This window comes from Streptomyces spinoverrucosus (assembly GCF_006539505.1).
Classification (GTDB): domain Bacteria; phylum Actinomycetota; class Actinomycetes; order Streptomycetales; family Streptomycetaceae; genus Streptomyces; species Streptomyces spinoverrucosus.
Map to the genome: position 1 here is coordinate 220,307 of NZ_BJND01000020.1, position 25,292 is coordinate 245,598.

Sequence of the window (25,292 nt, forward strand, 5' to 3'; positions counted from 1 at the left end):
TACGACGGCTCAGTGACTCGTATGACGGCGCCGGGTCCACAGCGGCAGCGCGAACCAGCACAGCACGTACCAAAGGACGACGCCCGTGACCAGCCACGGCACGTAGGGGTCGTGGGTAGCCACGCGCAGGATCAGCAGCAGCGAGCAGACCATGGTGGCGAGCAGCAGGACCAGGCCCACCAGGGTCAGCCGGGAGGCCCAGGTCACCGCCTGCGGTTTCACCCGGCGGCCGGACACCAGGCGGTGCAGGGACACCGGTCCGATCAGGGCGCCGGTCGCTGTGGCGCCCAGGACCACGGTCACGATGTAGATCCTCCGGTCCGTGTCCGGCAGGTCCGCGAAGGTCGGGGCGAAGACGACGGTCAGCAGGAAACCGAACAGGATCTGGACGCCCATCTGCGCGACACGGACCTCCTGGATGAGCTCGCCCCACATGCGGTCGGCTCGCTCCTCCTCGGTCTCGTCACGCCCCCTGGACCTGCGCACACTGCCTTCCGCGGTCGACACGGTTCCTCCCGGTTGAGAATGACCAAAGGTTCTTCCCAACCGGGTTCCCCGTGCGCGGCGCTGCTACCAGCGCGTCTCGACCTGGTCCTTGATCCGCAGGTTGTACAGGTCCTGGATGGCGGTGAGCGTGGCGTCGGGCAGGGCCGGCAGCCCGGCGGCGGCCGCGTTGGCGCGGGCCTGCTGCGCGGAGCGGGCGCCAGGGATCACGGTGGTGACGCCGGGCTGCTGGATGATCCAGCGCAGGGCCAGCTGGGCCGGGGTGTACCCGTCGGGGGCGAGGGCGGCGAACTCGGCGGCGGCCTCGACGCCGGTGGCGTAGTCGACGCCGGAGAAGGTCTCGCCCACGTCGAAGGACTCGCCGTGCCGGTTGTAGGTGCGGTGGTCGTTCTCCGGGAAGACCGTGTCCTTGGTGTACTTGCCGGACAGCAGGCCCGACGCCAGCGGCACCCGGGCGATGATGCCGACGCCGGACTCCCGGGCGGCGGGCAGCACCTCGCGCAGCGGCTTCATCCGGAACGGGTTGAGGATGATCTGCACGCTCGCCACGTTCGGCCGGGCGATCGCGGTGAGCGCCTCGGCACAGGTCTCCACGCTGACGCCGTACGCGGCGATGCGCTCCTCCTCGACCAGGGTGTCCAGGGCGTCGAAGACCTCGTCGGAGGAGTAGACGGGCGTGGGCGGGCAGTGCAGCTGCACGAGGTCGATGCGGTCGACGCCGAGGTTGCGGCGGGACCGGTCGTTCCAGGCGCGGAAGTTGTCCAGGACGTAGTTCCCGGGGATCTGCTCGACCCGGCGGCCCATCTTGGTCGCGACCAGCACATGCAGGTCCGGCCGGCTGCTGATGAACGTGGCGATGGTCTGTTCGCTGCGCCCGTCGCCGTAGACGTCGGCGGTGTCGAAGAAGGTCACCCCCGACTCGGCCGCCGCCTCCAGCACCGTGAGGGCTTCCTTCTCGTCGACGTCTCCCCAGTCGGCGCCCAGTTGCCAGGTGCCGAGACCGACGACCGACGCATGCTGACCCGACCTGCCGAATTCACGCTCTTCCATGGACGTCAGTCTGTCATCTGCCACCGGCGTGCGTTCGCGTCAGTTTCACCGAGTGAGCCAGGCCACTGTGGCGACGGCGATCGGCGAAGGAATGCCGGAGAGATCGCTCCCAGGGGAAGGAATTCCCCCTTCCGGGGTCTGCCGGACAGGCACGCCGACAAGATCATCTTGGTTCAACCTTGCACGACATGTGGGCACTTGTCCGGATCGGAGCCAACCATGCGCGGGTGATTTCTTCCGCCTTCCATCGGACCGATAGGCATGCGGGGTCGCCAATCGAACGACCTGCCGAAAGCAGCGTCCCCTGACCCCTGGAGGTCCGCATGCCGGAACTCAGCCGTCGCCGCGCGCTCACCGCCGCGGCCGCCCTCGCCGCGACCGCCGGCGCCACCTCTGTCGTCGCCTCGGGCGCGGCGGCCGACGCCAACGCCGCTCCCGCCCAGGACCCGACCGGGCACGACCACGGCCACGCCTCCCCCGCACCCTTCGACGAGGTCTACAAGGGCCGCCGGATACAGGGCCGACCCGTCGCCGGGGGCGGTCACCAGCATCACGGCGGCGGCTATGCCGTGTTCGTCGACGGCGCCGAGCTGCACGTGATGCGGAACGCCGACGGCACCTGGATCAGCGTGGTCAGCCACTACGACCCGGTGCCCACCCCGCGTGCCGCCGCGCGCGCCGCCGTCGACGAGCTGCAGGGCGCCGAGCTCGTCCCGTTCCCCGCCAACTGACCTCTCCCGCACCACACTTGGAGCACCGCACATGACCGTCCGCAAGAACCAGGCGACCCTGACCACCGACGAGAAGCGGCGTTTCGTCGCAGCACTCCTGGAGCTCAAGCGCAGTGGCCGTTACGACGAGTTCGTCACGACGCACAACGCCTTCATCCTCGGTGACACCGACAACGGCGAACGCACCGGGCACCGTTCACCGTCGTTCCTGCCCTGGCATCGCAGATTCCTGCTGGAGTTCGAACGGGCGTTGCAGTCGGTGGACGCGTCGGTGACGCTGCCGTACTGGGACTGGACCGCCGATCGCTCCGTGCGGTCCTCGCTGTGGGGGCCGGACTTCCTCGGCGGCAACGGGCGGGCCCGTGACGGGCGCGTGGGGGACGGGCCGTTCTCCGCGGCGAGCGGCGACTGGCCGATCAACGTGCGGGTCGACGGGCGGACGTTCCTGCGCCGGTCGCTGGGCAGCGCCGTGCGGGAGCTGCCGACGCGGGCCGAGGTGGACTCCGTGCTCGCCATGGCGACGTACGACATGGCGCCGTGGAACAGCGCCTCGGAGGGCTTCCGCAACCATCTGGAGGGCTGGCGCGGGGTCAATCTGCACAACCGGGTGCACGTTTGGGTCGGCGGCCAGATGGCCACCGGTGTCTCCCCCAACGATCCGGTGTTCTGGCTGCACCACGCCTTCATCGACAAGCTGTGGGCCGAGTGGCAGCGCCGGCATCCGGGATCCGGCTATGTCCCGGCGGCGGGGACGCCGAACGTGGTCGACCTGAACGAGCCGATGAAGCCGTGGAACGACGTGACCCCGGCGGACCTGCTGGACCACACCGCCCACTACACGTTCGACACGGACGCCTAGGGCCGTGTCACCGACGCGGGCGTGACGGTGCTCCTGCCGCGCCGGGTGAGTCCACCACGTCCACGTCGCTCGCGCGGACGTATGCGAGCCGGTGGCCGAACTGGATCTCGTAGAACTCCTCTTCGCCCTTCACCACACGGAACGTGCCGTCGGAGCCCGACTTGTCGACGTAGGAACCGGCGACCCGGTCCTGTGTCACATAGCGCTGGCCCGCGAGGAGGCTGTACGGGAGCGGCGATTCGGCCTTCACGGGCACATCGTCCGGATAGGCGTCCGCCTCCGGGAGGGCACGCCCGTACACCGGGATCTCGCTCAGACCGTCCTTCGGGGTCACCATCCGGCCGGTCGTGGCAACGGCCGTCGGGCGTACCTTGGGGTTCTTGAACCAGGCCTTGCGGCCCTGGTACCAGATCGCCGTCCAGTCGCCGCTGCGGCCGGCGACCGCGAAGATCTGGCCGGCGGAGACTCTCGACCCGAGGTCGTTGACGTCCTCCGTGGAGGGATCGCCGCCCGGGCGGCGGCCGGGGTCCTGGATCAGCGGGGCGTCGTCGCGTGGCTCGGTGTGCAGGCGGACGGCGCTGGAGCCGTGCGGCGCACACGCCACACCGCTGGTCTTGCATCCGGTGAACAGCGGCTTGTGGGTGGTGTAGTCGGGCAGCATCATCACCATGTCGCTGTCCCGTCCGGCCTTGCCGCGCAGCGGCGCGCCGAGCAGGTCGAAGTAGTGCTGCCAGTCCCAGAAGGGGCCGGGGTCGTCGTGCATGTGGGGGATGGTCACGCCCATCGGGGACGGCACGTTGTCGTGGCCGAAGATGTGCTGCCGGTCGAGCGGGATGTCGTACTTCTCGGCCAGGTAGCGCACCAGGCGGGCCGAGGCCTGGTACATCTGCTCGGTGTACCAGGTCTCGGGCTGGGTGAGGACCCCTTCGTGCTCGATGCCGATCGAGCGGGCGTTGATGTACTGGCTGCCGGAGTGCCGGGCCGCGTCCTTCGTCTTGACGTGCTGGGTGACGTGGCCGTCGCTGGAGCGGATCGAGTAGTGCCAGGACACCTCGTACGGGTCCTCGACCGTCTTGAACATGGACGGCAGGGGCCCCTCGGTGTCGTGGATGACGATGTACTCGATCTTCTGGTCGTTGGGCCGGTCGGCCGGGTCGTAGTTGCCGTATTCGCCGTCACCGATCTCGACGTACGGAGCTCTGAGCCAGGAGCAGGACAGCTCCGGCGGGCACTCGATGTCCTTCGGCTGCCGGGGATTGTTCGGATGGGGCCGTACGCCGGGGCTGGCGGGGAGGGTGATGTGCTGCCCCGTATCGGTGGTGCGGTGGGCGCCGCGCCGGATCACGGTGAAGACGTCGTGCGCGTACGTGTTCGCCGAGACGGTGTCGCTCATGCCCGGGAAACGCGCCACCGCCTCCCACCAGTCGGCGGGGTCGGGGCTGAGCGGCTTGCCGAGCTCGCGTTGGATCGCCGCGAGGAGTGCCGCGCCGCCGCGCACGTTGGCGGCGGGGTCCGTTCGCAGCTGCTCGACCGGGACCCCGATGAGGCGGGCGGCGCGCTGCAGGTCGGCCGGCTGCGCGGAGCGGGTGCCCCGGGAGTTCCCCGTGTGTTTCGAGGTCTGCGGGCCCGCGAGAGCACCCCCACCGGGCAGCATCCCCTGGGCGTAGGGCACGTCCACCAGGTGCATCGGCCCGTAGCCGCCGACGACGCTCGGCGCTCCCCGATGGGAGTCCCATCGCGACTGCTGGTAGGACACGCCCATGAGCACGTTGCGCGGCACGCCGTACTCGGCGGCGGCGGCCGTGAAGACGTCCTGCAGACGCCGCTCGTCCGCCGCGGCGCTCCCGACCCCCGGATCCTTGTCGGCGGGTGGCAGGCTCAGCAGCGTGACCAGCAGCGGGACCTGGAGCGCCACTGACGCGGCCACGCAGACGACCCGGCGGCGGCGCCGGCGTACGGCGTCGGGGACACGGGGGGCGGCGGGTTCTGTCATAGCAAAGGCCTCCGGCGATGCTCGGCGCAACCACGACGGCGGAGTCGCTCTCCACGTCACCCCTCGTACGCTTCCGTGCCCGCAGCGCCACGTCGCGCCAAGCGTCACCGGGCTGGACCAGCCGCCCGCCACAGGCCACCCGGTCAGCGGCAGTACCTCCGCCCGGGCGGGAGTCGCCCCAGGACCCCGTACCGACGGGTACGGTCCGGGACTTGCCGCATGCCCGCTCAGTCCTGAACCGGGTCCACCTCCCAGTCGGGATGCCCCGGCATGGGCGGGGTCCGCTCCCCGTACAGCCACGGCGTCAGGAACGGCGTCAGGTCCTCACCCGCCACGTCGGACGCGAGGGCGATGAAGTCGCGGGTGCCGGCGACCCGGCCCCGGTACTTCGTCACCCAGGACCGCTCGATCCGGTCGAACGTCTCTTCGCCGACCTTCTCCCTCAGGGCGTAGAGCACCAGCGCCGAGCCGTCGTACCGCATCACCTTGAACAGGGTCGGCTCGGTGGGTTCGGCGGGCGCCCCGGCGTCGTGCCGCCACCGGTCGTGCTGCTCGTAGGCCGCCCGCATCGCGTCCTCGATGGCGACGCCGCCGTGTTCGTCGGAGTAGAGACGTTCGTAGAAGCGGGCGTGTCCCTCGCTCAGCCACAGGTCGGACCATCGCCGGATGGCGACGCTGTTACCGGTCCACTGGTGCGCCAGCTCGTGCACGAGGTCGCGTTCGGCGTCGACCCGGTCACCCAGCAGCGCGGCCCTCGGCACCACGGACAGCGCCTGTGTCTCCAGCGCCACCGGCAGGTCGGTGTCCCCGACCAGTACGCCGTAGCGGCGGAAGGGGTACGGGCCGAGCCGCCGTTCCAGCCAGGTCAGGTGCTCGGAGGTGCGGGAGCGGTGGTCCTCGGTGTCGGCGACCAGGTCCTCGGGGACCACGTCGCGGACCGGCAGCCCGCGCGGGCCGGTGCTGTCGACGAACGTGAACTTCCCGATCGCCAGCTGGATCAGCTGGGCCGCGACCGGGTGCTCGGAGTCGTACGTCCACCGGACCCGTCCGTCGGGTCGCCGGACGCGCTCGACGAGCCGCCCGTTGGCCACCGCGCTGAGGCCCGGCGGGGTGGTGATGCGGAAGGTGATGGGCGCCCGGAGGCTGGGGTGGTCGTTCACCGGGAAGATCATCTTGGCGCCGTTGGGCTGCGCACACACCACGGTGCCGTCGGACGTGGGCACCCAGCCGTACGTCCGGATCGCGTCGTCGCGCTGCCGTTGCTGGGTCGGATCGGCCGTGTAGGCGACCCGCACGGTGAAGGGGTTGCCTTTGGGGATCGGCCTCGCGGGCGTGACGAGGAGTTCGTCGCCGTCACGTTCGGCGGTCGCCGGTGCGCCGTCGACGGTGACCGTGTGCAGCGTGTTGCCCGCGAAGTCGAGGTTGAAGCGGGACAGCGCCTGTGTGGCGGTGGCGCTGATGGTGGCGCGGGCGGCGAAGGGCGTGCGCGGGGCGCGCCAGTCGAAGGCGAGCGTGTAACGGCGGACCGTGTAGCCGCCGTTGCCGTCGTGCGGCAGGAGCGGGTCGCCGATACCCGGGGCGCCGGGCGACGGGGCCGGGCCGGACGGGGCGACGGACGGGCCGGGAGCAGGGGCGGGGCCGGGATGTGCGGTGGGCCCGTGAGTCCCGAAGGTGAGCGTGCCGGTGAGTACGGCGGCTCCGGTGATGCCGACGGCGGCGGTAAGAGCGAGAGCGAGGACGAGGGCCCTGCGGCGGGGGCGCTGCTTCCTGTCTCGGCGGCCGGCAGTCGGGATCTTCATGGGCGCACTATGCCAGCAAGATGTCCGCAAATCGGCTTATATGCGCGCCGCTTCCATCCGTGCGGGCTAGCGGTCCACCGGAAAAGGTTGCAGGGCCCCACAGTGATATCCATCACGCGCCCCTCGGACGTCAACGTGGCTCGGTAGTACATAGCGCCCGGGCGATATAGCCCGACTTTGCACCTGGAACCAGACAAACGGCCTGCCTGACCCGGCGACACGGGTCCTGCGTACCTCCTCCACGCCACTCACCCGGCGCACGCGAACCGTTGAGGGGGCGTCAGGCGCCGCCACGGCTGCGGCGAGCCGGATGTGCACACCCACGCGCCCGGTTCAAGGGCCTTCGGCGCTACGAGGCCGGGTAGTAGTGGTCCTCGTTGCCCCCTACTCATCCCGGTCTTAACAATGACGGCCCCAGAACGCGTCACCGCAGGTCAGGCGCGGCATCCATGCCGTGCCGACCGCCGGAGGCGACCCGCCACGACCGAGCGAGGTCCCATGAGGAAGCACCGCAGGAAGACGCGCCACCGGCACATAGCCGTCGCTGCCGTCGCCCTCACTGCGCTGGCAGTACCGTCCGCCGCCATGGCCTGTCTGAACGACGGGGGCGCCGAGGCCGCCGAGGCCACCGCTCCCTACAACCGGTGGGACCGGTGGCAGAACTGGATGAACGCATCCGATTCGCAGCAAACCACCGTTTCACCGCAAACCACCGCCCCGGACGCGCCGGCAGCCCCGCAGAGCAGCACGCCCACGGCCACCTCGCCGAGCACCTCCGACGCGCCGGCCGCGGCATCCAGTGCCGTACAGCGCGTCGTGACCCTGGTGAACAGCGAGCGCGGCAAGGCCGGTTGCGCCCCCGTGAAGCTGAACGCCCAGCTCACGAAGGCCGCCCAGGATCACAGCGCCGACATGGCGAGCCACCGCACCATGTCGCACACGGGCTCCGACGGTTCGAATCCGGGCGACCGGATCACGAAGGCCGGGTACGCCTGGAGCACGTACGGCGAGAACGTCGCATACGGATACAGCTCGCCCGAGCAGGTCATGGCGGGCTGGATGTCCAGCCCCGGCCACAAGCGCAACATTCTGAACTGCGCCTTCAAGGAGATAGGCGTCGGCCTGGCGCAGCCCGGCAACTACTGGACGCAGGACTTCGGCACCGCTCGCTGAAACATCGACGCACCACCCACTGCCGCCCCGGGACTGGTCACCGGGGCGGCAGTGGCATGAGAACCACCCGCTGTACCGATACGGACACTGACCGCATGTCAGGCCGCCGGTAATGCAGGCCAATACGACCATTTGCACGGCTATGCAGTCAATTTCAACGATTTTTGAAATCGGCCTGTTTCAAGATGCCGCGTCTGGGGTGCGCGACTAACGTCTAGTGATGAAAGCCGCAAACCGGGGCACGCCCCGGCCGGCAAGGTTCCTGCACAGCGAGGACCGCGACCGTAGCTCGCCCGCGTGACACAGCGCGGCTGACAAAAGGCGTCGGCGGCCGAGAGGTGCTTCTCCATTCTTGCGGCGACGCCCATGACCGCGCCGCTCGCTTCACCAGTTGCGGCCGCGGCCATCCATCTCGTGCGTGGGAGCTGCGCGAGACGATGGAAGGAAAGGTAAAACCATGCGATCACTTCGCGCGAGGCGTCTCATCGCGGCGTCTGCCACCACAGTCCTGATGGCCGGCGGCGCGGCGATCGGCACAGCGGGCACGGCTTCGGCCGGTGTCCAGGGCCATGACCACAACTACAACAAGTCATACGACGACCATCGCGGCTCGTGGGACGATGACGACGACCATGACGGTCGGGGCCACAACGGTCACGACGGTCGGGGCGGCAACGGCCACGACAACGGTCACGATGGTCGGGGCGGCAACGGCCACGGCAACGGTCACGGCGGCAACGGCGGCCACGGCAACGGTGGCGGTCACGGTGGCGGTCACGGCGGCGGTGGCGGTCACGGCGGCGGTGGCGGTCACGGCGGCGGCGGCGGTGGCGGTCACGGCGGCGGTGGCGGTGGCGGTGGTGGCCACTGACAGTCGCGGCGATGCCGACGCGATGCGCGACTCCCACCCGGGAGCCGCGCATTGCTGCGTTCCGGGGTCAGGAGGTGACGGTGCGCCCGGCTCCGGCTCCGGTCACTGCGAGTCTGCGGTACGACACTCCGGGTGGCCCCAGCCCTGGGCGTTCTTGGTGATCGGGTCGCCGGCCGCGTAGGGGCGGCCGCACACGCAGCGGCCGGGGAACTTCGCCTTGATCGTGCGGGCGGAACCGCCGCCCTTCCGGGCCGCTTTGGCCATGGCCGACCGGCGGCGCGGAGCCGTCGGCGGGGTGTCCGGGGCGGGCGGCGGCTCCGGTGAGCCGAGGTCGCTGCCCGCGGGCTGCTGCACGGAGGCGGCCTGGCTGGCGGCGCGGTCGGCGAAGTCGTTGAGCGGGTCGCCGTCGACCTGGTGGGCGGGGACGTAGCGGAACTCGACCGTGCGGCCGTCGAGCAGTTCGTCGATGCGCACGACCAGGTCTTGGTTGGCGACCGGCTTGCCGGCGGCCGTCCTCCAGCCGTTGCGCTTCCAGCCGGGCAGCCAGGTCGTGACGGCCTTCATGGCGTACTGCGAGTCCATCCGGATCTCCAGCGGCACGCCCGGGTCCGTCGCGGCCAACAGCCGCTCCAGTGCGGTGAGTTCGGCGACGTTGTTGGTGGCCCTGCCCAGCGGGCCGGACTCCCACCGGGTGGGGGTCTCGCCCTCGTCGGCGACGACCCAGGCCCAGCCCGCCGGTCCGGGGTTTCCCTTCGAAGCCCCGTCGCACGCGGCCACCACTCGTTCACGCATGTGTCCGATCATGCCACGAACGGGACGGGCCCCTGATCGCGGAGTCGGTCAGGGGCCATGAGCGCGGAATGGGTCAGGACACGTCGCTCAGGGTCGGCATCTCGCCCACGGTGGTCGTGGTGTCGATCACCGAGAAGTTCGCGCCCTGCGGGTCGCTGATCGCGGCGAACCGTCCGAACGGGCTGTCCATCGGCCCGAACCGCAGCACGCCGCCCAGCTTGGTGGCCCGGGCGACGGCGTCGTCGCAGTTGGCGACGCTGAAGTAGACGTTGATGTAGTGCGGCACCTCGGGCGGGAACTCGTCCGTCATCTTCATCCGGCCCAGGACGGGGTTGCCCTCCAGGTTGAAGATCCGGAAGTCGACGTCGTCGTCCTCCATCTGCTGGGCCGTGTACGGGAAGACGGCGGAGAAGAAGGCGTCCGACTTCTCGGGCTCGCGGGTGAAGACCTCCGCCCAGCAGTAGGCGCCCGGCTGCTCCATGGGCGCCTCGAACCCCTCGTGGGTGCCCGGCTGCCACACACCGAAGACGACACCGGTCGGGTCACTGGCCAGGCACATGCTGCCGAAGTCGCCGACCTGCATCGGCTCCATCAGCACCTGGCCGCCGTTCTCGCGGATCCTGGCGGCGGTTGCGGCCGCGTCCGGGGAGGCGAAGTACAGACACCACTGCGACTGGCCCTCCTGGCCGGGCATCGGCGGTACGACGGCGGCGACCGCCTTGCCGTTCGAGTAGGCCTGCGTGTAGTTGCCGTACTCCGTCGACGCCTCGCCGAAGGTCCAGCCGAGGACGTCGCCGTAGAAGGTTTTGGCTCCCTCGACGTCGCCGAACATCGCGTCGGCCCAAATGGGGGTTCCCTCAGGTTGCACAGCCATGGCCGCGGCCCTTCCGGATCGGTGGGGTTGTCCGATTTCTCACGCTAGTCATCCGGGATGCCACCCGCGCGCCGAACGCGCCGTTCCGTCCCAGACTGGAAGGGAATCCGGGCGCAGGGGGCCCCGGATACGGCTGACGCGGGGGCTCTTCGGGGAAGCGGGGCGCGCCATGGCGGTGCCGGACGGGACGATGCGGGCCTGGTCGGTGGTGGCGCCGGGGCCGGTGGAGGCGGGCGGTCTGCGGCTGGTGGACAAGCCGGTGCCGGTGCCCGGCCAGGACGAGTTGCTCGTGCGGGTGCGGGCGTGCGGGGTGTGCCGTACCGATCTGCATGTCGCCGAGGGCGACCTGCCCGTGCACCGGCCGGGGGTCACGCCGGGGCACGAGGTGGTGGGCGTCGTGGCCGCGTTCGGGGCGGCAGTGCGCGGCTTCGTGGCCGGGGACCGGGTGGGCGTGGCCTGGTTGCGCAGCACCGACGGCAGCTGCGCCTACTGTGTGCGCGGCGCCGAGAACCTGTGCCCGGCCTCGCGGTACACGGGCTGGGACGCCGACGGCGGATACGCCGCGTACACGACCGTACCGGCGGCGTTCGCACACCGGCTGCCGGCCGGGCTCGACGACGTGACGACGGCGCCGCTGCTGTGCGCCGGGATCATCGGCTACCGGGCCCTGAAGCGGGCCGCACTGCCGCCAGGCGGGCGGCTCGGTCTGTACGGCTTCGGGGGCAGCGCTCATCTGTGTGCGCAGGTGGCGCTCGCCGAGGGCGCCAGGGTGCATGTGCTGACCCGGTCCGCGGCGGCGCGGCGGCTGGCGCTGGAGCTGGGCGCGGCGTCGGCGCGGGACGTGCTGCAGACGCCGCCGGAGCCGCTGGACAGCGCGATCCTGTTCGCCCCGGCCGGGGAGCTGGTCCCGGTGGCGCTGCGGGCGCTGGACCGGGGCGGGGTGCTGTCCGTCGCCGGCATCCATCTGACCGACATCCCGCCACTGCGCTACGTGAGCGAGCTGTTCTACGAGAAGGAGGTGCGCAGCGTCACCTCCAACACGCGCGCGGACGCCCGCGAGTTCCTGGCGCTGGCCGCGCGGCACGGCGTACGGGCGACGACGCACACCTATCCGATGGCGCGGGCGGCACAGGCGCTGGCGGATCTCAAGGCGGGGCGGTTCGACGGTGCGGCGGTGCTGGTGAACGACGGGTAGACCGGCCGCACGGGGCGACCGGTCCGGGCCGGGGGTAGGGCCTGTCCGGCGGATCAGGCCGACTGCAAGGACGGCACCTCATCGGCGCAGGTGAGCGGGGCCTGGTGCGTCCAGCTGCAAGGCGGAGGAGGGCGCCGACGCGGAGCGTCGGCAACCGACGACAACGCCGCTGGGGGTACCCCCTCTGGGGGAGGGCGTGCCAGGCCCCGCGACGTCGACATGATCCGCCGGACAGGCCCTAGGTCAGCGGAAGGCGCGCCGGTCGGCGTGCAGGCGGTCCGTCAGCCGGATGGTGATGAACTCGTTGTTGTCGGCCTTGCCCGGCGTACGGCCGGACGAGAACGGGAAGTTGTTGTCGTTCAGCACGGCCAGCGTCCGGTCGTCGAGCAGGACGACGTCCTCGATGGTGGTGAACGGGAAGCGGAACGTCTCGCCGAAGCCGCCGATCCCCTTGGGGTTGGCGATGTCCAGCAGGTCGGCGACCAGCGTCTTGTCCATCACGCCGTCGTGGTCGCGGTCGCGGGTGTCGGCGAGGTAGAGCCGCTTGAACTTGGCCGCGTCGCCCTGGCCGCCGTCGCGCTCGATGACCAGGAAGCGATGCCGGTCGACGGCGATGGCGTCACCGATGGCGTGCGCGGTCGACTCCAGGCGGTAGACGAACCGCTTGCCGGTGTAGGCGCGCTTACGCAGGTCGAACTCGCTGAACCGCAGGTCGCCGGGCGTGTCGCCGGTGACGGTGCCTTCCAGCAGCGGGTAGAGGCGGCGGCCGTCGACGGAGCGGACCAGGCCCTCGAAGCCCTTGCTGCCGCCGATGGTCGGCTGAGCCCCGTCGAGGTACGGGTTCTCGGGCGCCTGTACGCCGTCCAGCGCGATGGGCGCTTCGAGAAGCCGCCCCTTGGCGTCGAAGTGCAGCAGGAACGGGCCGAACTCGTCGCCCATCCAGTACGTGCCGTCGGCGACTCGCACGATCGACTCGACGTCGAAGTCGGCGCCGGTCAGCACCCGGTCGGCGCGGGTGAGCGGGAACGGCACCTTGCGGTACGGGTCGCTCAGGTTGAAGCCGCCGAGCACCCGGACCTTGCCGGTCTTCACGTCCGGCTTGATGCGGTGGACGCGCAGCAGGAAGTCGGCGCTGTTGGCCTTGCTGCCGTAACCGTTGTCGGACAGCACGTCGAAGGTGCCGTCGTGCCGGTTGACGATGCCGCTGAAGCCCTGGACGGGCTGGTCGGCGAAGGGTGCCGCGATGCCGTTGAAGGGGCCGGCGCCGATGAGCGCGCCGGACTCCTCGCTGTTCGGCACGAACGTCTCGGCCGGCAGAGAGGCGAACCCGGTCAGCGTGGGCCGCCCGAAGTCGCCGTCCGCGGAGCCGTTTCCGGCCACCGCGGGAGAGGCCAGCGCCACGGTCAGAACGGTGGCGCTGAGCAAGATCGAAGGTCGTCTCATGGCGGGCACCGTAGAGACACCGTATGACCAATACGCCAACACGGAAAGACGAAACCGGACACATGTGCGGTCGTGGCTTCCGTGTCCGACGCGTGTCTTCCCCCGGCCGTCGGGCTGTGCTTGCCTGGGTGGCCTTGTCGGTGGCGGGGCGGGAGTTGCCGTATGGGCAGGCGGTGGGTGGTCGGGGTACTGCTGGCCGGTGCCGTGCTGCTCGGCGGCTGCGGGGATCCGGCGTCCGAGCCGGAGGCGGCACCGCCCGCGCCCTCGGTACCCGAAGCGCCGACCACCACCCAGCAACGCGCGCCACGCGCCCCCGCGAAAGCACCGACTGTCCTCTATATCGGCGACTCGCTGGCGATGGAGAACCACAAAGTCCTCGGCGAGGAACTCCGCCGGGACCTGCGGGCGAACTACACGAGCGCGCCCTACTCCGGCACCACCCTGTGCGACTACCTGGAGGGCACCGGCAAGCGGTCCCTCGTGCCGGACGCGGACAAGGCGGCGGCCCTGGTGCGGTCGGTGCGTCCGGACGTCGTGGTGCTGCAGTTCTGGGGCAACGCCTGGGGCTACACGCCATGCATGGACGGCATCACGTATGACGCCTCCCGCGCCCGCTATCTGGAGCGGTACGCCGCCGACGCGCGGCGCCTTACCGAGCAGATCGACGCGGCCGGCCGCGACCGGCGGCCGCGGATCGTCTGGGTGCTGCAGGGCCCGGACCCGATCACCCCCGACCGGGTGCGGCGCGTGAACGCCGTCTACGAGGAGCGGGCCGCGGCCACCGGCGACCTGGTCGCCGACGCGGGCGGGGCGGTCAGCCCCGCCGGGGGCCGCTACACCTGGACCCAGTACCTGCCCTGCACCGCGTACGAGCGAGCCCACCCCGACTACTGCACCCAGCCCGGCAGCGACCGCACCGCGCTCCACCGCGACGACGACTACCTGCACTTCTGTCTGGCGCCCACCACGTCGACCCCCAAGCCGTGCCCGGTGCGCTCGCCGGGGATCCTGCGGATCGCGCGAGAGATCACGCGGGTGGTCGGCGAGGCGGCCCCGCGTGACTGACGTGCGGTCAAAGTCATTCGACAGGGGGTGGGCCGTTCCCGCAGTGGGCGGAGCTGCCCGGGCGCCGGCTGGAGTCGTCGGGGACCGAGAACGCGATGTTCCGGCTGGGCGGCGGGCTGGTGGTGCGGCTGCCGCGGTATCCGGGGGCCGTAGGGGATGTGGAGCACGAGCTGCGGTGGCTGCCCGAGCTGGGGCCCCGGCTGCCGCTGGACACGCCCCGGCCGGTCGGGCGGGGCGAGCCGGGTGCGGGGTTCCCGTTTCCCTGTCCCCGGGGAACGTGCTGCTGGGCGCTGTCGATCTCGCTGATCCAGCTGCCGTACTACTGGGACACCAATCCGCCGCTCGCCGCGAGTTCGCGGCATGTGATCAGGGAGATGCCGGCCGAGCGGGGGTGAAGGGTCTGACGGCAGGGCCCGCTCCCGGCGGGGGCTCAGGAGCGGGCCCCTCCCCCGGCACCTGGCTCACTCCCCCGCGTGCGCCTTCCGCAGGGCCGCGATGTCGAGCTTGCCCATCGACATCATCGCCTGGGTCGCGCGCTTGGCCTTCTCCGGGTCCGGGTCCGTGACCAGCTCGATCAGCACGTCGGGGATGACCTGCCAGGACACGCCGTACTTGTCCTTCAGCCAGCCGCAGGGGCCGGGCTCGCCGCCGCCTTCGGTGAGCTTGGTCCAGTAGTAGTCGACCTCCGCCTGGTCCGCGCAGAAGATCTGGAAGGAGATCGCCTCGTTGAACTTGAACTGCGGTCCGCCGTTGAGCGCGACGAACTTCTGGCCGTTGGCCGTGAACTCCACGGTCATCACGGAGCCGGCGGGCTGGGGCGCGCCCTCGCCGTAGCGTGCGATGCTCCCGACGCTGGAGTTCTTGAAGATCGAGACGTAGTGGTGTGCGGCTTCCTCGGCCTGGTCGTCGAACCAGAGACACGTGGTGAATCCGTCGGTGGCCATGGGCACCTCCTGGGGCGTGGAACGCGGTCATCTGTATCGACCGGCAGGGCGCGCGAAACTCATCGGTCGCGCCCAGAATCCTTCGGTGGCCGCGGGCAGCCTCCGAACTAGCATCGCCACCATGACGACGTCACCGCCCGCCGACGGCATCCGGCCCTTCCGCCTCGACATCCCGCAGCGCGACCTCGACGACCTGTACGACCGACTCGACCGCACCCGGTGGCCGGAGGAGCTGCCCGGCGTCGGCTGGGCGTACGGCGTGCCCGGCGACTATCTGCGCGAGCTCGTACGGTACTGGCGGCACACCTACGACTGGCGTGCGGCCGAGGCGCGGCTCAACGAGTGGCCGCAGTTCACGACCACGATCGACGGGACGAACGTCCACTTCGCGCATGTCCGCTCCCCCGAGCCGGACGCCACCCCGCTGGTCGTCACGCACGGCTGGCCCGGCTCGATCGTGGAGTTCCTGGACGTGGTGGGGCCGTTGACCGACCCGGCCGCGCACGGCGGTGATCCGGCGGACGCGTTCCACGTCGTCCTGCCGAGCATCCCCGGCTTCGGGCTGTCCGGGCCGACGCCGGACACCGGCTGGGAGGCGGGCCGGGTCGCCGACGCGTGGGCCGAGCTGATGAGCCGGCTCGGCTACGAGAGGTTCGGGGCGCAGGGCGGTGACTGGGGTGCCGCGATCTCCCGCGAGCTGGGCCGCGCCCATCCCGGCCGGGTGATCGGCGTCCACTTGAACCTGCTGCCGGGCGCGCAGGCGACCACCGAGCCGACCGGTGAGGAGCTGGCGGGGCTCAGCGCCGAGGAGCGGGAGCGGACGCTCACCTCGTGGCGCCGGTGGAGCGCGTGGTCGCGGGAGGGCACGGGGTACGCGGTGCTGCAGTCCACCCGGCCGCAGACCCTGGCGTACGCGCTGACCGACTCGCCCGTCGGGCAACTCGCCTGGATCGTCGAGAAGTTCAGGGAGTGGACGGACTCCGACGAGTTGCCCGAGGAGGCCGTCGACCGGGACCGGCTGCTCACCAACGTGATGCTGTACTGGCTGACGGGGACGGCCGGTTCGTCCGCCCGGATCTACTACGAGCGGGCGCACACGCACGACGGCCGGGTCGCCCGGCCGCAGGAGCCGTCGGCCGCACCGACGGCCGTGGCCCTGTTCCCGGCGGAGCTGCAGATCCCGCTGCGGCACAAGGCGGACGGCACGGAGAACATCGTGCGGTGGACGCGGTTCGACCGGGGCGGGCACTTCGCGGCGATGGAGGAGCCGGACCTGCTGGTGGGGGACGTACGCGCGTTCTTCCGGCAGGTGCGGGAGAAGCCGGAGGCCTGAGCGCTCTGCCGGTGGCGAATCTGCCGCAGGCAGAGAAATCCGCCACGGGCGGGGTCCCGGTCCGAGAGTGGACATCGCGATCGCACGCACCAACCGCTTCCACTCCTACGACCCGAGGAGCGCGCATGTCTCCACTGCCTCCGCTGTTTCCACGAACACCCCTGTTGCCGCCCCGCGCCGAGGAGGGCGACACCCCGCCCACCCGGTTCGACGACCATCTGGCCGCCCAGCTGCTCGGGCAGCGGATCGTCCTGCTGGGCACCCAGGTCGACGAGGTCTCCGCCAACCGGGTCTGCACCCAGCTGCTGATCCTGTCGGCGGAGGACCCGCGCACCGACATCAGCCTGTTCATCAACAGCCCGGGCGGCTCGGTGCACGCGGGCCTCGCCATCTACGACACCATGCGGCTGATCCCCAACGACGTCTCCACGCTCGCGATGGGGTTCGCCGCCAGCATGGGGCAGTTCCTGCTGAGCGTCGGCGCGCCCGGCAAGCGGTACGCGCTGCCGAACGCGCGCATCATGATGCACCAGCCGTCGGCCGGGATCGGCGGGACGACCGCGGACATCGAGATCCAGGCGGAGAACCTGGAGTTCACCAAGCGGACCATCGAGCGGATCACCGCGGAGCACACCGGGCAGAGCCCGGAGACCATCTCCCGGGACGGCGACCGCGACCGCTGGTTCACGGCCGAGCAGGCCAGGGAGTACGGCATGGTGGACCGGGTGGTGGAGTCGTTCGCCGACGTCCGCCCGGCCGCCGCGCGGCGACGGATGGGGCTGTAGTCATGGGGACGTACACGATTCCGAACGTGGTCGAGCGCACCCCGCAGGGCGAGCGGTCGTACGACGTGTTCAGCCGGCTGCTGTCGGAACGGATCATTTTCCTCGGCACCGAGATCGACGACGGCGTGGCCAACGTCGTCATCGCGCAACTGCTGCATCTGGAGTCGGCGGCGCCGGAGAACGAGATCGCGATCTACCTCAACTCCCCCGGCGGATCGTTCACTTCACTGATGGCGATCTACGACACGATGACGTTCGTGCAGGCGCCGATCTCGACGTTCTGCGTCGGGCAGGCGGCGTCCACGGCGGCCGTGCTGCTGGCCGGCGGGGATCCGGGGCGGCGGTTCGTGCTGGAGCACGCGCGCGTACTGCTCGGGCAGCCGGCCAGCGGCGGGCGGCAGGGCACGGTCTCCGATCTCGCCCTGCAGGCCAAGGAGATGGTGCGGATCCGCTCCCAGGTCGAGGAGGTGCTGGCCCGGCACACCCACCACGACATCGCGACCCTGCGCGCCGACATGGACCGCGACAAGGTGTTCACCGCGCAGGAGGCGGTGGCGTACGGGCTGGCCGACGAGGTGCTGAGCCGGCGCCTCGTGAAGGTCTGAGGCGCCGGACCGGCGTCAGGCGGCCAGGCAGAGCCCGTTGTGGGGCGTACTGGACGAGGCACGGCCGCGCGCGTGCGTGTGCCGGGTGAGGTCGCTGTGCGCCCGCGCCAGCAGATCGCCCAGGCCGAGGCCCAGGGCGTGGGCGGCGGCCGCGAGTACCTCCGAGGAGGCCTCCTTGCGGCCGCGCTCCACCTCCGACAGATACGGCATCGAGATCCGCGCGGCGTCGGCGACGTCCTTGAGCGTCCGCTCCTGCGCGAGCCGCTCCCGCCGCAACACATCACCGACGAGGTCACGCCAGAGCGGCTCCTTGCCGGCGGGCCGGGCCGGAGCACCGGCGGGCTGCGGGCGCAGCGGGATGACACGGGCCTCATTGGGCGTCGTCTGCTGGTTCGGCGCTTGGTTGCTCACCTCTTCAGCCTAGGTTCGTGGGCCGTCAGGGGAAGTCCGCGACGTTCCGCCCTCGGTGGAATCGGACGAAACGCCCCGGAGAAGCGGGGGCCGGCCAACTCATGGCCCAAGGCGTCCAATTCGGCCACGCCCAACAATTGGCGGGCATGTGAGGGGGAGGGCCGGGTACTCGCAGGCCGAAGAGGCAGACGTCGCACCATGAGTTTCGTGGGAGAGGTAATGGACACCGCCGTGACCGGGTCGCAGGCAGAGGTCGTCAAGGACAGCCCCGTGGCCAGGACGGGTGAGGGGCCGGCGCCGGACGTCGTGGATCCCCGGACCGTGGCTCCACGCGACGCGCGCGAGTTGTCCCGCGAGTTCTTCGCGCGCCTGGCCGAACTCGACGAAGGCACGCACGAGTACCAGTACGCGCGCAACACCCTCATCGAGATGAACATGTCGTTGGTGCGGTTCGCCGCGGGCCGGTTCCGCAACCGCGGGGACGACATGGAGGACATCGTCCAGACCGGGATGATCGGCCTCATCAAGGCCATCGACCGGTTCGAACTCTCCCGCGAGGTCGAGTTCACGTCGTTCGCGCTGCCCTACATCGTCGGTGAGATCAAGCGGTTCTTCCGCGACACCACGTGGGCCGTGCATGTCCCCCGCCGCCTCCAGGAACTCCGCGTCGAACTGGCCAAGGCCCGCGAGGAGCTGGCCAGCCGGCTGGACCGGGACCCCACGGTCGCGGAACTCGCCACACTGATGAACATCTCCGAGGACGAGGTGATCGAGGCCCAGATCGCCGCGAACGGCTACAACTCCGCCTCCCTGGACGCCGCCCTCACCGGTGACGGCCCGGAGAACGGCGAGGCGGTCCTCGCCGACTTCATCGGCATCGAGGAACAAGGACTGCGGCTCGTCGAGGACTTCCAGTCGCTCGCCCCGCTGATGGCCGAACTCGACGAGCGCGACCGGCAGATCCTGCATCTGAGGTTCGTGGAGGAGGCCACCCAGGCCGAGATCGGCGAACGGCTCGGCTGCTCGCAGATGCATGTGTCCCGACTGCTCAAGCGGATCATCGTACGGCTCCGCAGGGGCATGCTCGGAGAACTGGGCTGCGCCTGACGGATGAAGCCCCCGGCCACGCGCCGACGTGCCAGGACGGGGACTCACTCCCCGTCCAGCCGCATCACCGCACGCACCCGCTTGCCCACCGGAACCCGCTCGACGGTGACCTCGGTCGCCAGCGCGTGCACGATCTCCAGACCGTGCCGCCCTATGCGCGCCGGGTCGCGCGGGAACCGCCTGGGCAGGGCGGCGCTGCTGTCGTAGACGGACACCGCCAGGACGCTGTCCGTTCCCTCCAGCTCCAGGATGTACGGCCCGTTGCTGTGCCGGTCCGCGTTGGTCACCAGCTCGCTCACCACGAGGAGCACCGCTCCCTCGGCGCGGGCGTCGATCTCGGCGCACCACTCGGTCCTGAGCTGTTCGACGAAGAAGGCGGCGAGGGAGCGCGCCTCGGCGATGCATCCGGGCTCGCCGGTGTAGTGCGCCGCCCGCCGCAGTGGCTCCACGGGCACGTCGAAACCAGTCGGTACGACGGCCCCGTCCCCGTGCTCGATCATGCGTGTCTCTCTCCGAAGCCGGCCATGCCGGACGCTGCTGCACCTGTCCTCGTACCCCGAGCCGGGCGCCGCAGTCCATAGTGCCGGACTCGTCACATTGCCGGGGTGTTTGCGGACGATTCGTCCGCCGACGGACGAGGGCTACGGCATGGCCCGCGGCCACGCCGTGGCCTTACCTCTAGTGCGGTGCTGGACCGTCGAGGACGCGAAGCAGCACGGCGGAGCCGACGATCAGCAGCAGGTGCTGTCCTGCTGCTTGGCCAGGCAGTCGGCCTCGGCCTTGACGACGTACACCTCCCAGGGCTCCTGGCCGGGGCCGTGCACCCAGACCTTGTCCTGGACGGCGTAGCAGCAGGTGGTGTCGTTCTCCTCGGTGGTGGCCAGGCCGGCCTCGCTGAGGCGGGTGGTGGCGGCGTGGACGGCCTCGGTGCTGTCGACCTCGACGCCGAGGTGGTCCATACGGGTCGCCTCGCCCGCCGTGCCTTCGATCAGGACGAGCTTGAGCGGGGGCTCGGCGATGGCGAAGTTGGCGTAGCCCTCGCGGAGTTTGGCGGGCTCGGTGCCGAACAGCTTGCTGTAGAAGGCGACGGACGCGTCGAGATCCGGGACACGGAGGGCGAGTTGCAGGCGGGACATGGCGAACCTCCTTGAGTGGGTGAGGCGTTCAGCAGCCGCCGGAGGAAACGGCCGGAGCGCCGATGCCGATCTGCAGGGTGGCCGGGGCGGCGCAGCAGCCGCCGCCCTCGCCGGTCTGGGCGGCGTCGGGGTCGTCGAACAGGCCCGCGCCGCCGCACACTCCGGTCTCGGGCAGGGTCAGTTCGACGCGCTCGGCGGCCTCGCGGTCTCCGGCGATGGCCGCGGTGATGGAGCGGACCTGCTCGTAGCCGGTCATGGCGAGGAACGTGGGGGCGCGGCCGTAGGACTTCATCCCGACCAGGTAGACGTCCTGCTCCGGATGGGAGAGCTCGGTCACGCCGTGCGGGTAGACGGTGCCGCAGGAGTGGACGTTCGGGTCGATGAGCGGGGCCAGCGCGGTCGGGGCCTGGAGGCGCTCGTCGAGGCCGAGGCGGATCTCGGAGAGGAAGGACAGGTCGGGGCGGAAGCCGGTCAGGACGATGACCTCGTCGACCGGGTCCAGGCGGCGGCCGTCCTCGGCGATCAGGACCAGCCGGTCGCCGTCGCGTTCCACCGCCTGTGTACGGAATCCGGTGACCGCGCCGGCGTGGCCGGCCTCGACGGCGGCCTTGGCGCGCAGGCCCAGGGCGCCGCGGGCGGGGAGCTGGTCGGTCTCGCCGCCGCCGAAGGTGGAACCGGTGATGCCGCGACGCAGGATCCACACCGCGTGTGTGCCGTCCTCCTCCTTGGCCAGGTCGGCCAGGTGGGCGAGCGCGGTGAAGGCGGAGGCGCCGGAACCGACGACCGCGGTGCGCCTGCCCGCGTAACGGGCGCGGACCGCTGGGTCGCCCAGGTCGGGGACGCGGTAGGAGATGCGGTCCGCGGCCGTCCTCTCGCCGAGGGCCGGCAGGCCATTGGCGCCCAGCGGGCCGGGGGTGGACCAGGTGCCGGATGCGTCGATGACGGCACGGGCGGTGATCCGCTCCTCGCTGCCGTCCGCGGTCCGGATGTGCACGGTGAAGGGCTGCTCGTCGCGGCCGGAGTCGACGATGCGATCCCGGCCCGTGCGCGCCACGCCGGTCACCGTGGCGTCGTAGCGGACCTTGTCGCCGAGGGCGTCGGCGAGCGGCTGCAGGTACCGCTCGGCCCAGTCACCGCCGGTGGGGTAGGCGGCGCCGTCGGGGCGGACCCAGCCGGTCGGTGCGAGGAGCTTCTCGGCCGCCGGGTCGGTGACTTCCGACCAGGGGGAGAACAGCCGGACGTGCGCCCAGTCGCGGACGGCAGTGCCGGCCGACGCTCCGGCTTCCAGAACCAGCGGTTCGAGGCCGCGCTCGATGAGGCGGGCGGCGGTGGCCAGGCCGATCGGGCCTGCTCCGATGACCACGACGGGCAGCTGGTCGGTGGTGGGCACGCTGTTGATGGACACGGCCACGAGGTTCCCCTTTGCTTCGACATTCGTCGATGGCTTGCGCTGACAGGATGGCACCTGCTTCGATGAACGTCAACATAGACATTCGTCGAATTGGGTACGCTTGGCCGACCCCTCGCCCGCTGGTTTGACGTATGTCAACATAGATGCATGTCGAATACGAACGTGCTGCCGCTGCTGGAACCCGCCCCCGGCGAGACTGCGGCGCCGTGCTGCCCGCCGCTCACCGAGCGCCCGTTCACCGCGGAGGAGGCCGAGACCGCCGCCCGGATGTTCAAGGCCCTCGGCGACCCGGTGCGGCTACGACTGTTCTCCGCGGTCGCCTCGCACGAGGGCGGCGAGGCATGCGTGTGCGACATCTCCGACGTCGGTGTCTCCCAGCCGACCGTCTCCCACCACCTGAAGAAGCTCAAGGAGGCCGGGCTGCTGACCTCCGAGCGGCGCGGCACCTGGGTCTACTACCGCGTCGAGCCGTCCGTACTGGCCGCGATGGGCAAGCTGCTGACCATCGGGCCGGCCGCGGTATGACCGCGACCTAGCGGTGTGACGGCGACCTGGCGCAGTAGGACCGCGCCCTAGGCGAGCAGGTCGGCGATCTCCCGAGCGGCCTCACGGGCCGGGCGCCCCACGCCGATGAGGGTGGCGGACGCCGGGCCGGTCCAGTCGCCGTAGCCGAGCAGGTGCAGGCGCGGCTCGTCCAGCGCCCGGGTGCCTGCTGTGGCGAAGTGGCCGCGTCGGCCGCGGAGCCGAAGGGCGGCGAGGTGGGACAGGGCGGGCCGGAAGCCGGTGCACCAGATGATCGCGTCGGCCTCGGCGCGGGTGCCGTCGGCCCATTCGACGCCTTCGGGGACGAGACGGGTGAACATCGGGCTCGCCTTGAGCAGGCCGCGGTCGCGTGCCTCGCGTACGGGCGGGACGGCGACGATGTCGCCGAGCGAGGCGACGCCACCCGTGTCCGTACGGCCCGCGTCCAGTGCACGGCGGCGGGCGGTGGCCGCGTCGAACAGGGCGCGGCCGTCGATCTCGTCGGCCAGGAAGCGCGGCGGGCGCTGGGTGACCCAGGTCAGCTCGGTGCGGTGGGCAAGGTCGGCGGCGATCTGGGCACCGGAGTTGCCACCGCCCACCACGATGACGCGCTGCCCGGCGAAGTCGTCGGGGCTGCGGTATGCGACGGTGTGCAGCTGCCGTCCACGGAAGTCCGCCCTGCCGCGCATCGCGGGCAGGAAGGGGCGCCACCAGGTGCCGGTGGCGCTGATGACGGCCCGGGCACGCCAGTCGCCGGAGTCGGTCTCCACACGCAACAGCCCGCCGTCCCGGTGCACGCCGAGGGCACGTACGGACCGCTCGATGGGAAGTTCGTAGCGCTTCTCGAAGTCGGTGAGGTACTCCACCACGTGCTGCGCGTCGGGGTAGGTCTCGCCGGTCTGCGCGGGCATGAGGCGGCCGGGCAGTGAGGAGTACGCGGCCGGGGAGAACAGGCGCAGCGAGTCCCAGGCGCGCTGCCAGGCGCCGCCCGGTGTGGTCTGGGCGTCGAGGATGACGAAGTCGAGGCCCAGGCGGCGTAGGTGGTAGCCGGCGGCGAGCCCGGACTGGCCGCCGCCGATCACCACCACCTGCGTCCGCCGGCTCATTCGGCCGGTCGTCCGGGCATGAAGATGAGGGCCACCAGCGCCAGTCCGACCACGCCGCCGACGATCTGCATGCCGATGAATCCCGCGACCGAGCCGGGGGCGATGCCCGCGAAGGTGTCGGTGAAGGCGCGGCCGATCGTCACCGCCGGGTTGGCGAACGACGTCGAGGAGGTGAACCAGTACGCGGCGCCGATGTACGAGGCGACGGCCACCGGCGCGAACTGCAGCCGGCCGGCGCGGGCCAGGCCGAAGATCAACAGGATCAGACCGGCCGTGGCGACGACCTCGCCGAGCAGCAGGTGACTGGCCGAGCGGTCGTGCGTGGACCACTTCACCAGCGGCTCGCCGAACATCGCGTCCGCCAGGATCGCGCCCGCGATCGCGCCCACGATCTGGGCGGGCACGTACGCGGCCACCTCGCGCGGGGTGACCCCGGCGCCGCCGCGTCGAGCCGTCCACCACTCGGCCAGCGTGACCACCGGGTTGAAGTGCGCGCCGGAGACCGGGCCGAGCAGGAGGATCAGGATGCCGAGGCCGAAGACGGTGGCCGTGGAGTTGGCCAGCAGTTGCAGCCCGACATCGTTGGTCAGGTCGGTGGCCTGGATGCCGGAGCCGACCACGACCGCCACCAGCAGCGCCGAACCTATGAGTTCGGCCGCGGCGCGGGCAACCAGTGGGTTACGTGGCGGGGTTGCGCCCGGCGCGGGAGCGACGGCCTCGGGTTCGTCCACGGGTCTTGCGGACTCCGTGGTCGGGGCGGCTTCGGCGGGGGTCATGGGCAGGCCCTCTTGTTCTCGGCGGCGGTGCGAGCGGACTCGGCCAGGTCGGCGAACTGGCCGGCAAGTGAGGCGATGACGTCCGGCTTGAGCCGGTAGTAGGTGAACCGGCCGCACGGCTCCGTCTCGACGACCCCGGCCTCGCGCAGCACTCTCAGGTGGTTGGAGAGGTTGGTCTGCCTCGCCCCGGTCTCCTCCACCAGGTGGGTGGTGCACAGCATTTCTTTGGCGAGCAGGGTCACGATCCGGAGCCTGAGCGGGTCGGCCAGCACCCGGATCAGGTCAGTGTCGACTGACGTCATCATGGACTGATACTCTCACATCAGTGGTGGCTGACACCACCAGGTGCTGATGTCATCCGCGCCTGATGCCGCGCGAGACAAGAGAGACCTCCTGATGTCCGACAAGCCCTCAGTGCTGTTCGTCTGTGTGCACAACGCCGGCCGTTCCCAGATGGCCGCCGCGTGGCTGACCCACCTGGCCGGGGACCGTGTCGAGGTCCGCTCCGCCGGCTCCAACCCGGGCGACCAGGTCAACCCGGCCGCCGTCGAAGCCATGCGCGAGGTCGGCATCGACATCTCCGCCGAGGTCCCGAAGATGCTCACCGTGGACGCGGTGAAGGAGTCGGACGTCTGCATCACCATGGGCTGCGGCGACACCTGCCCCGTCTTCCCCGGCAAGCGGTACCTGGACTGGCAGCTGGACGACCCGGCGGGGCAGGGCGTCGAGGCAGTCCGGCCGATCCGGGACGAGATCAAGAAGCTCGTCGAGGGCCTGATCGAGGAGATCGCCCCGGAGAAGACGGCA

Annotated in this window: 28 protein-coding genes; 12 read left to right on the forward strand and 16 right to left on the reverse strand. The window is 71.0% G+C overall.

Annotation, left to right across the window (positions count from 1 at the left end):
* Positions 1-9 precede the first annotated feature (9 nt).
* Both SSP24_RS15510 and SSP24_RS15515 read right to left on the reverse strand, forming a co-directional pair.
* Positions 10-507 carry a DUF6328 family protein gene (locus SSP24_RS15510; RefSeq protein WP_141310110.1) on the reverse strand — a complete coding sequence of 166 codons (498 nt, stop codon included), beginning with the start codon at positions 505-507 and terminating at the stop codon, positions 10-12.
* Between the two features lie 63 nt (positions 508-570).
* A complete protein-coding gene (locus SSP24_RS15515) occupies positions 571-1,554 on the reverse strand; it encodes an aldo/keto reductase (RefSeq protein WP_141310111.1) in 984 nt (327 codons plus the stop codon).
* 323 nt (positions 1,555-1,877) lie between these two features.
* On the opposite strand from SSP24_RS15515, the gene melC1 reads away from it, so the two are divergent.
* Together melC1 and melC2 are read left to right on the forward strand one after the other, a co-directional pair.
* A complete protein-coding gene (gene melC1, locus SSP24_RS15520; RefSeq protein ID WP_141310112.1) occupies positions 1,878-2,285 on the forward strand; it encodes an apotyrosinase chaperone MelC1 in 408 nt (135 codons plus the stop codon).
* A gap of 31 nt (positions 2,286-2,316) precedes the next feature.
* Positions 2,317-3,144 carry a tyrosinase MelC2 gene (gene melC2, locus SSP24_RS15525; RefSeq protein WP_141310113.1) on the forward strand — a complete coding sequence of 276 codons (828 nt, stop codon included), beginning with the start codon at positions 2,317-2,319 and terminating at the stop codon, positions 3,142-3,144.
* A gap of 7 nt (positions 3,145-3,151) precedes the next feature.
* Here the strand turns inward: melC2 and SSP24_RS15530 are convergent, their stop codons facing one another.
* Together SSP24_RS15530 and SSP24_RS15535 are read right to left on the reverse strand one after the other, a co-directional pair.
* Complete coding sequence (locus SSP24_RS15530) at positions 3,152-5,137, reverse strand: N-acetylmuramoyl-L-alanine amidase (protein WP_141310114.1); 1,986 nt, start codon at positions 5,135-5,137, stop codon at positions 3,152-3,154.
* A gap of 227 nt (positions 5,138-5,364) precedes the next feature.
* Complete coding sequence (locus SSP24_RS15535) at positions 5,365-6,936, reverse strand: M1 family metallopeptidase (protein WP_229866300.1); 1,572 nt, start codon at positions 6,934-6,936, stop codon at positions 5,365-5,367.
* A 498-nt stretch (positions 6,937-7,434) separates the two neighbouring features.
* Here SSP24_RS15535 and SSP24_RS15540 point away from each other — a divergent pair, with 498 nt between their 5' ends.
* Positions 7,435-8,109 carry a CAP domain-containing protein gene (locus SSP24_RS15540; RefSeq protein ID WP_141310115.1) on the forward strand — a complete coding sequence of 225 codons (675 nt, stop codon included), beginning with the start codon at positions 7,435-7,437 and terminating at the stop codon, positions 8,107-8,109.
* A gap of 589 nt (positions 8,110-8,698) precedes the next feature.
* On the opposite strand, the gene SSP24_RS42850 is transcribed toward SSP24_RS15540, so the two are convergent.
* The 3 genes from SSP24_RS42850 to SSP24_RS15555 form a co-directional block, all read right to left on the reverse strand.
* The gene (locus tag SSP24_RS42850; RefSeq protein WP_167529597.1) at positions 8,699-8,977 is read right to left on the reverse strand and encodes a hypothetical protein; all 279 of its coding nucleotides are present in this window, start codon (positions 8,975-8,977) and stop codon (positions 8,699-8,701) included.
* A gap of 105 nt (positions 8,978-9,082) precedes the next feature.
* The gene (locus tag SSP24_RS15550) at positions 9,083-9,784 is read right to left on the reverse strand and encodes a ribonuclease H family protein (protein WP_141310117.1); all 702 of its coding nucleotides are present in this window, start codon (positions 9,782-9,784) and stop codon (positions 9,083-9,085) included.
* A 61-nt stretch (positions 9,785-9,845) separates the two neighbouring features.
* Entirely contained in the window at positions 9,846-10,646 is an 801-nt protein-coding gene (locus tag SSP24_RS15555; protein WP_141310118.1) for a VOC family protein, read from the reverse strand.
* A 190-nt stretch (positions 10,647-10,836) separates the two neighbouring features.
* Between SSP24_RS15555 and SSP24_RS15560 the strand changes: the two genes are divergently transcribed.
* Positions 10,837-11,841 carry a zinc-binding alcohol dehydrogenase family protein gene (locus SSP24_RS15560; protein ID WP_174864656.1) on the forward strand — a complete coding sequence of 335 codons (1,005 nt, stop codon included), beginning with the start codon at positions 10,837-10,839 and terminating at the stop codon, positions 11,839-11,841.
* A 243-nt stretch (positions 11,842-12,084) separates the two neighbouring features.
* Here the strand turns inward: SSP24_RS15560 and SSP24_RS15565 are convergent, their stop codons facing one another.
* On the reverse strand, positions 12,085-13,284 hold the full coding sequence (locus SSP24_RS15565) for an esterase-like activity of phytase family protein (protein WP_141310119.1): 1,200 nt from the start codon (positions 13,282-13,284) through the stop codon (positions 12,085-12,087).
* A gap of 162 nt (positions 13,285-13,446) precedes the next feature.
* Between SSP24_RS15565 and SSP24_RS15570 the strand changes: the two genes are divergently transcribed.
* Together SSP24_RS15570 and SSP24_RS15575 are read left to right on the forward strand one after the other, a co-directional pair.
* On the forward strand, positions 13,447-14,349 hold the full coding sequence (locus SSP24_RS15570; protein ID WP_141310120.1) for an SGNH/GDSL hydrolase family protein: 903 nt from the start codon (positions 13,447-13,449) through the stop codon (positions 14,347-14,349).
* Positions 14,350-14,444: 95 nt separating this feature from the next.
* The gene (locus SSP24_RS15575; protein WP_229866299.1) at positions 14,445-14,744 is read left to right on the forward strand and encodes a protein kinase family protein; all 300 of its coding nucleotides are present in this window, start codon (positions 14,445-14,447) and stop codon (positions 14,742-14,744) included.
* A 66-nt stretch (positions 14,745-14,810) separates the two neighbouring features.
* On the opposite strand, the gene SSP24_RS15580 is transcribed toward SSP24_RS15575, so the two are convergent.
* Positions 14,811-15,293 (reverse strand): VOC family protein, encoded by a 483-nt coding sequence (locus SSP24_RS15580; protein ID WP_141310122.1) that lies wholly within the window; start codon positions 15,291-15,293, stop codon positions 14,811-14,813.
* A gap of 121 nt (positions 15,294-15,414) precedes the next feature.
* Here SSP24_RS15580 and SSP24_RS15585 point away from each other — a divergent pair, with 121 nt between their 5' ends.
* The 3 genes from SSP24_RS15585 to SSP24_RS15595 all read left to right on the forward strand — a co-directional run bounded on the left by SSP24_RS15585 (position 15,415) and on the right by SSP24_RS15595 (position 18,016).
* Positions 15,415-16,626: an epoxide hydrolase family protein gene (locus SSP24_RS15585; protein ID WP_141310123.1), complete on the forward strand. Its 1,212-nt coding sequence runs from the start codon at positions 15,415-15,417 to the stop codon at positions 16,624-16,626.
* A 125-nt stretch (positions 16,627-16,751) separates the two neighbouring features.
* Positions 16,752-17,411 (forward strand): ATP-dependent Clp protease proteolytic subunit, encoded by a 660-nt coding sequence (locus tag SSP24_RS15590; protein ID WP_141310124.1) that lies wholly within the window; start codon positions 16,752-16,754, stop codon positions 17,409-17,411.
* Positions 17,412-17,413: 2 nt separating this feature from the next.
* Positions 17,414-18,016, forward strand: coding sequence for a ClpP family protease (locus tag SSP24_RS15595; RefSeq protein ID WP_141310125.1), 603 nt, complete (start codon positions 17,414-17,416; stop codon positions 18,014-18,016).
* A gap of 15 nt (positions 18,017-18,031) precedes the next feature.
* On the opposite strand, the gene SSP24_RS15600 is transcribed toward SSP24_RS15595, so the two are convergent.
* Positions 18,032-18,427 (reverse strand): helix-turn-helix domain-containing protein, encoded by a 396-nt coding sequence (locus SSP24_RS15600; RefSeq protein ID WP_141310126.1) that lies wholly within the window; start codon positions 18,425-18,427, stop codon positions 18,032-18,034.
* A 219-nt stretch (positions 18,428-18,646) separates the two neighbouring features.
* Here SSP24_RS15600 and SSP24_RS15605 point away from each other — a divergent pair, with 219 nt between their 5' ends.
* The gene (locus tag SSP24_RS15605) at positions 18,647-19,534 is read left to right on the forward strand and encodes an RNA polymerase sigma factor SigF (protein ID WP_141310153.1); all 888 of its coding nucleotides are present in this window, start codon (positions 18,647-18,649) and stop codon (positions 19,532-19,534) included.
* Positions 19,535-19,578: 44 nt separating this feature from the next.
* Here the strand turns inward: SSP24_RS15605 and SSP24_RS15610 are convergent, their stop codons facing one another.
* The 3 genes from SSP24_RS15610 to SSP24_RS15620 all read right to left on the reverse strand — a co-directional run bounded on the left by SSP24_RS15610 (position 19,579) and on the right by SSP24_RS15620 (position 22,075).
* Positions 19,579-20,034: an ATP-binding protein gene (locus tag SSP24_RS15610; RefSeq protein WP_141310127.1), complete on the reverse strand. Its 456-nt coding sequence runs from the start codon at positions 20,032-20,034 to the stop codon at positions 19,579-19,581.
* Positions 20,035-20,265: 231 nt separating this feature from the next.
* Positions 20,266-20,670: an ArsI/CadI family heavy metal resistance metalloenzyme gene (locus SSP24_RS15615; RefSeq protein WP_141310128.1), complete on the reverse strand. Its 405-nt coding sequence runs from the start codon at positions 20,668-20,670 to the stop codon at positions 20,266-20,268.
* 28 nt (positions 20,671-20,698) lie between these two features.
* Positions 20,699-22,075, reverse strand: coding sequence for an NAD(P)-binding domain-containing protein (locus SSP24_RS15620; RefSeq protein WP_174864657.1), 1,377 nt, complete (start codon positions 22,073-22,075; stop codon positions 20,699-20,701).
* Between the two features lie 153 nt (positions 22,076-22,228).
* Between SSP24_RS15620 and SSP24_RS15625 the strand changes: the two genes are divergently transcribed.
* Positions 22,229-22,606 (forward strand): ArsR/SmtB family transcription factor, encoded by a 378-nt coding sequence (locus SSP24_RS15625; protein WP_141310129.1) that lies wholly within the window; start codon positions 22,229-22,231, stop codon positions 22,604-22,606.
* A gap of 47 nt (positions 22,607-22,653) precedes the next feature.
* Here the strand turns inward: SSP24_RS15625 and SSP24_RS15630 are convergent, their stop codons facing one another.
* The 3 genes from SSP24_RS15630 to SSP24_RS15640 are packed head-to-tail and all read right to left on the reverse strand — an operon-like array spanning position 22,654 to position 24,790.
* Positions 22,654-23,709: an ArsO family NAD(P)H-dependent flavin-containing monooxygenase gene (locus SSP24_RS15630; protein WP_141310130.1), complete on the reverse strand. Its 1,056-nt coding sequence runs from the start codon at positions 23,707-23,709 to the stop codon at positions 22,654-22,656.
* A complete protein-coding gene (locus tag SSP24_RS15635; protein ID WP_141310131.1) occupies positions 23,706-24,485 on the reverse strand; it encodes an aquaporin in 780 nt (259 codons plus the stop codon). The genes SSP24_RS15630 and SSP24_RS15635 overlap by 4 nt, the downstream gene beginning before the upstream one ends.
* Positions 24,482-24,790, reverse strand: coding sequence for an ArsR/SmtB family transcription factor (locus SSP24_RS15640; protein WP_141310132.1), 309 nt, complete (start codon positions 24,788-24,790; stop codon positions 24,482-24,484). The genes SSP24_RS15635 and SSP24_RS15640 overlap by 4 nt, the downstream gene beginning before the upstream one ends.
* Before the next feature lie 91 nt (positions 24,791-24,881).
* Between SSP24_RS15640 and SSP24_RS15645 the strand changes: the two genes are divergently transcribed.
* Positions 24,882-25,292: arsenate reductase ArsC (locus tag SSP24_RS15645; protein ID WP_141310133.1), on the forward strand; the 411-nt coding region annotated here is incomplete at its 3' end.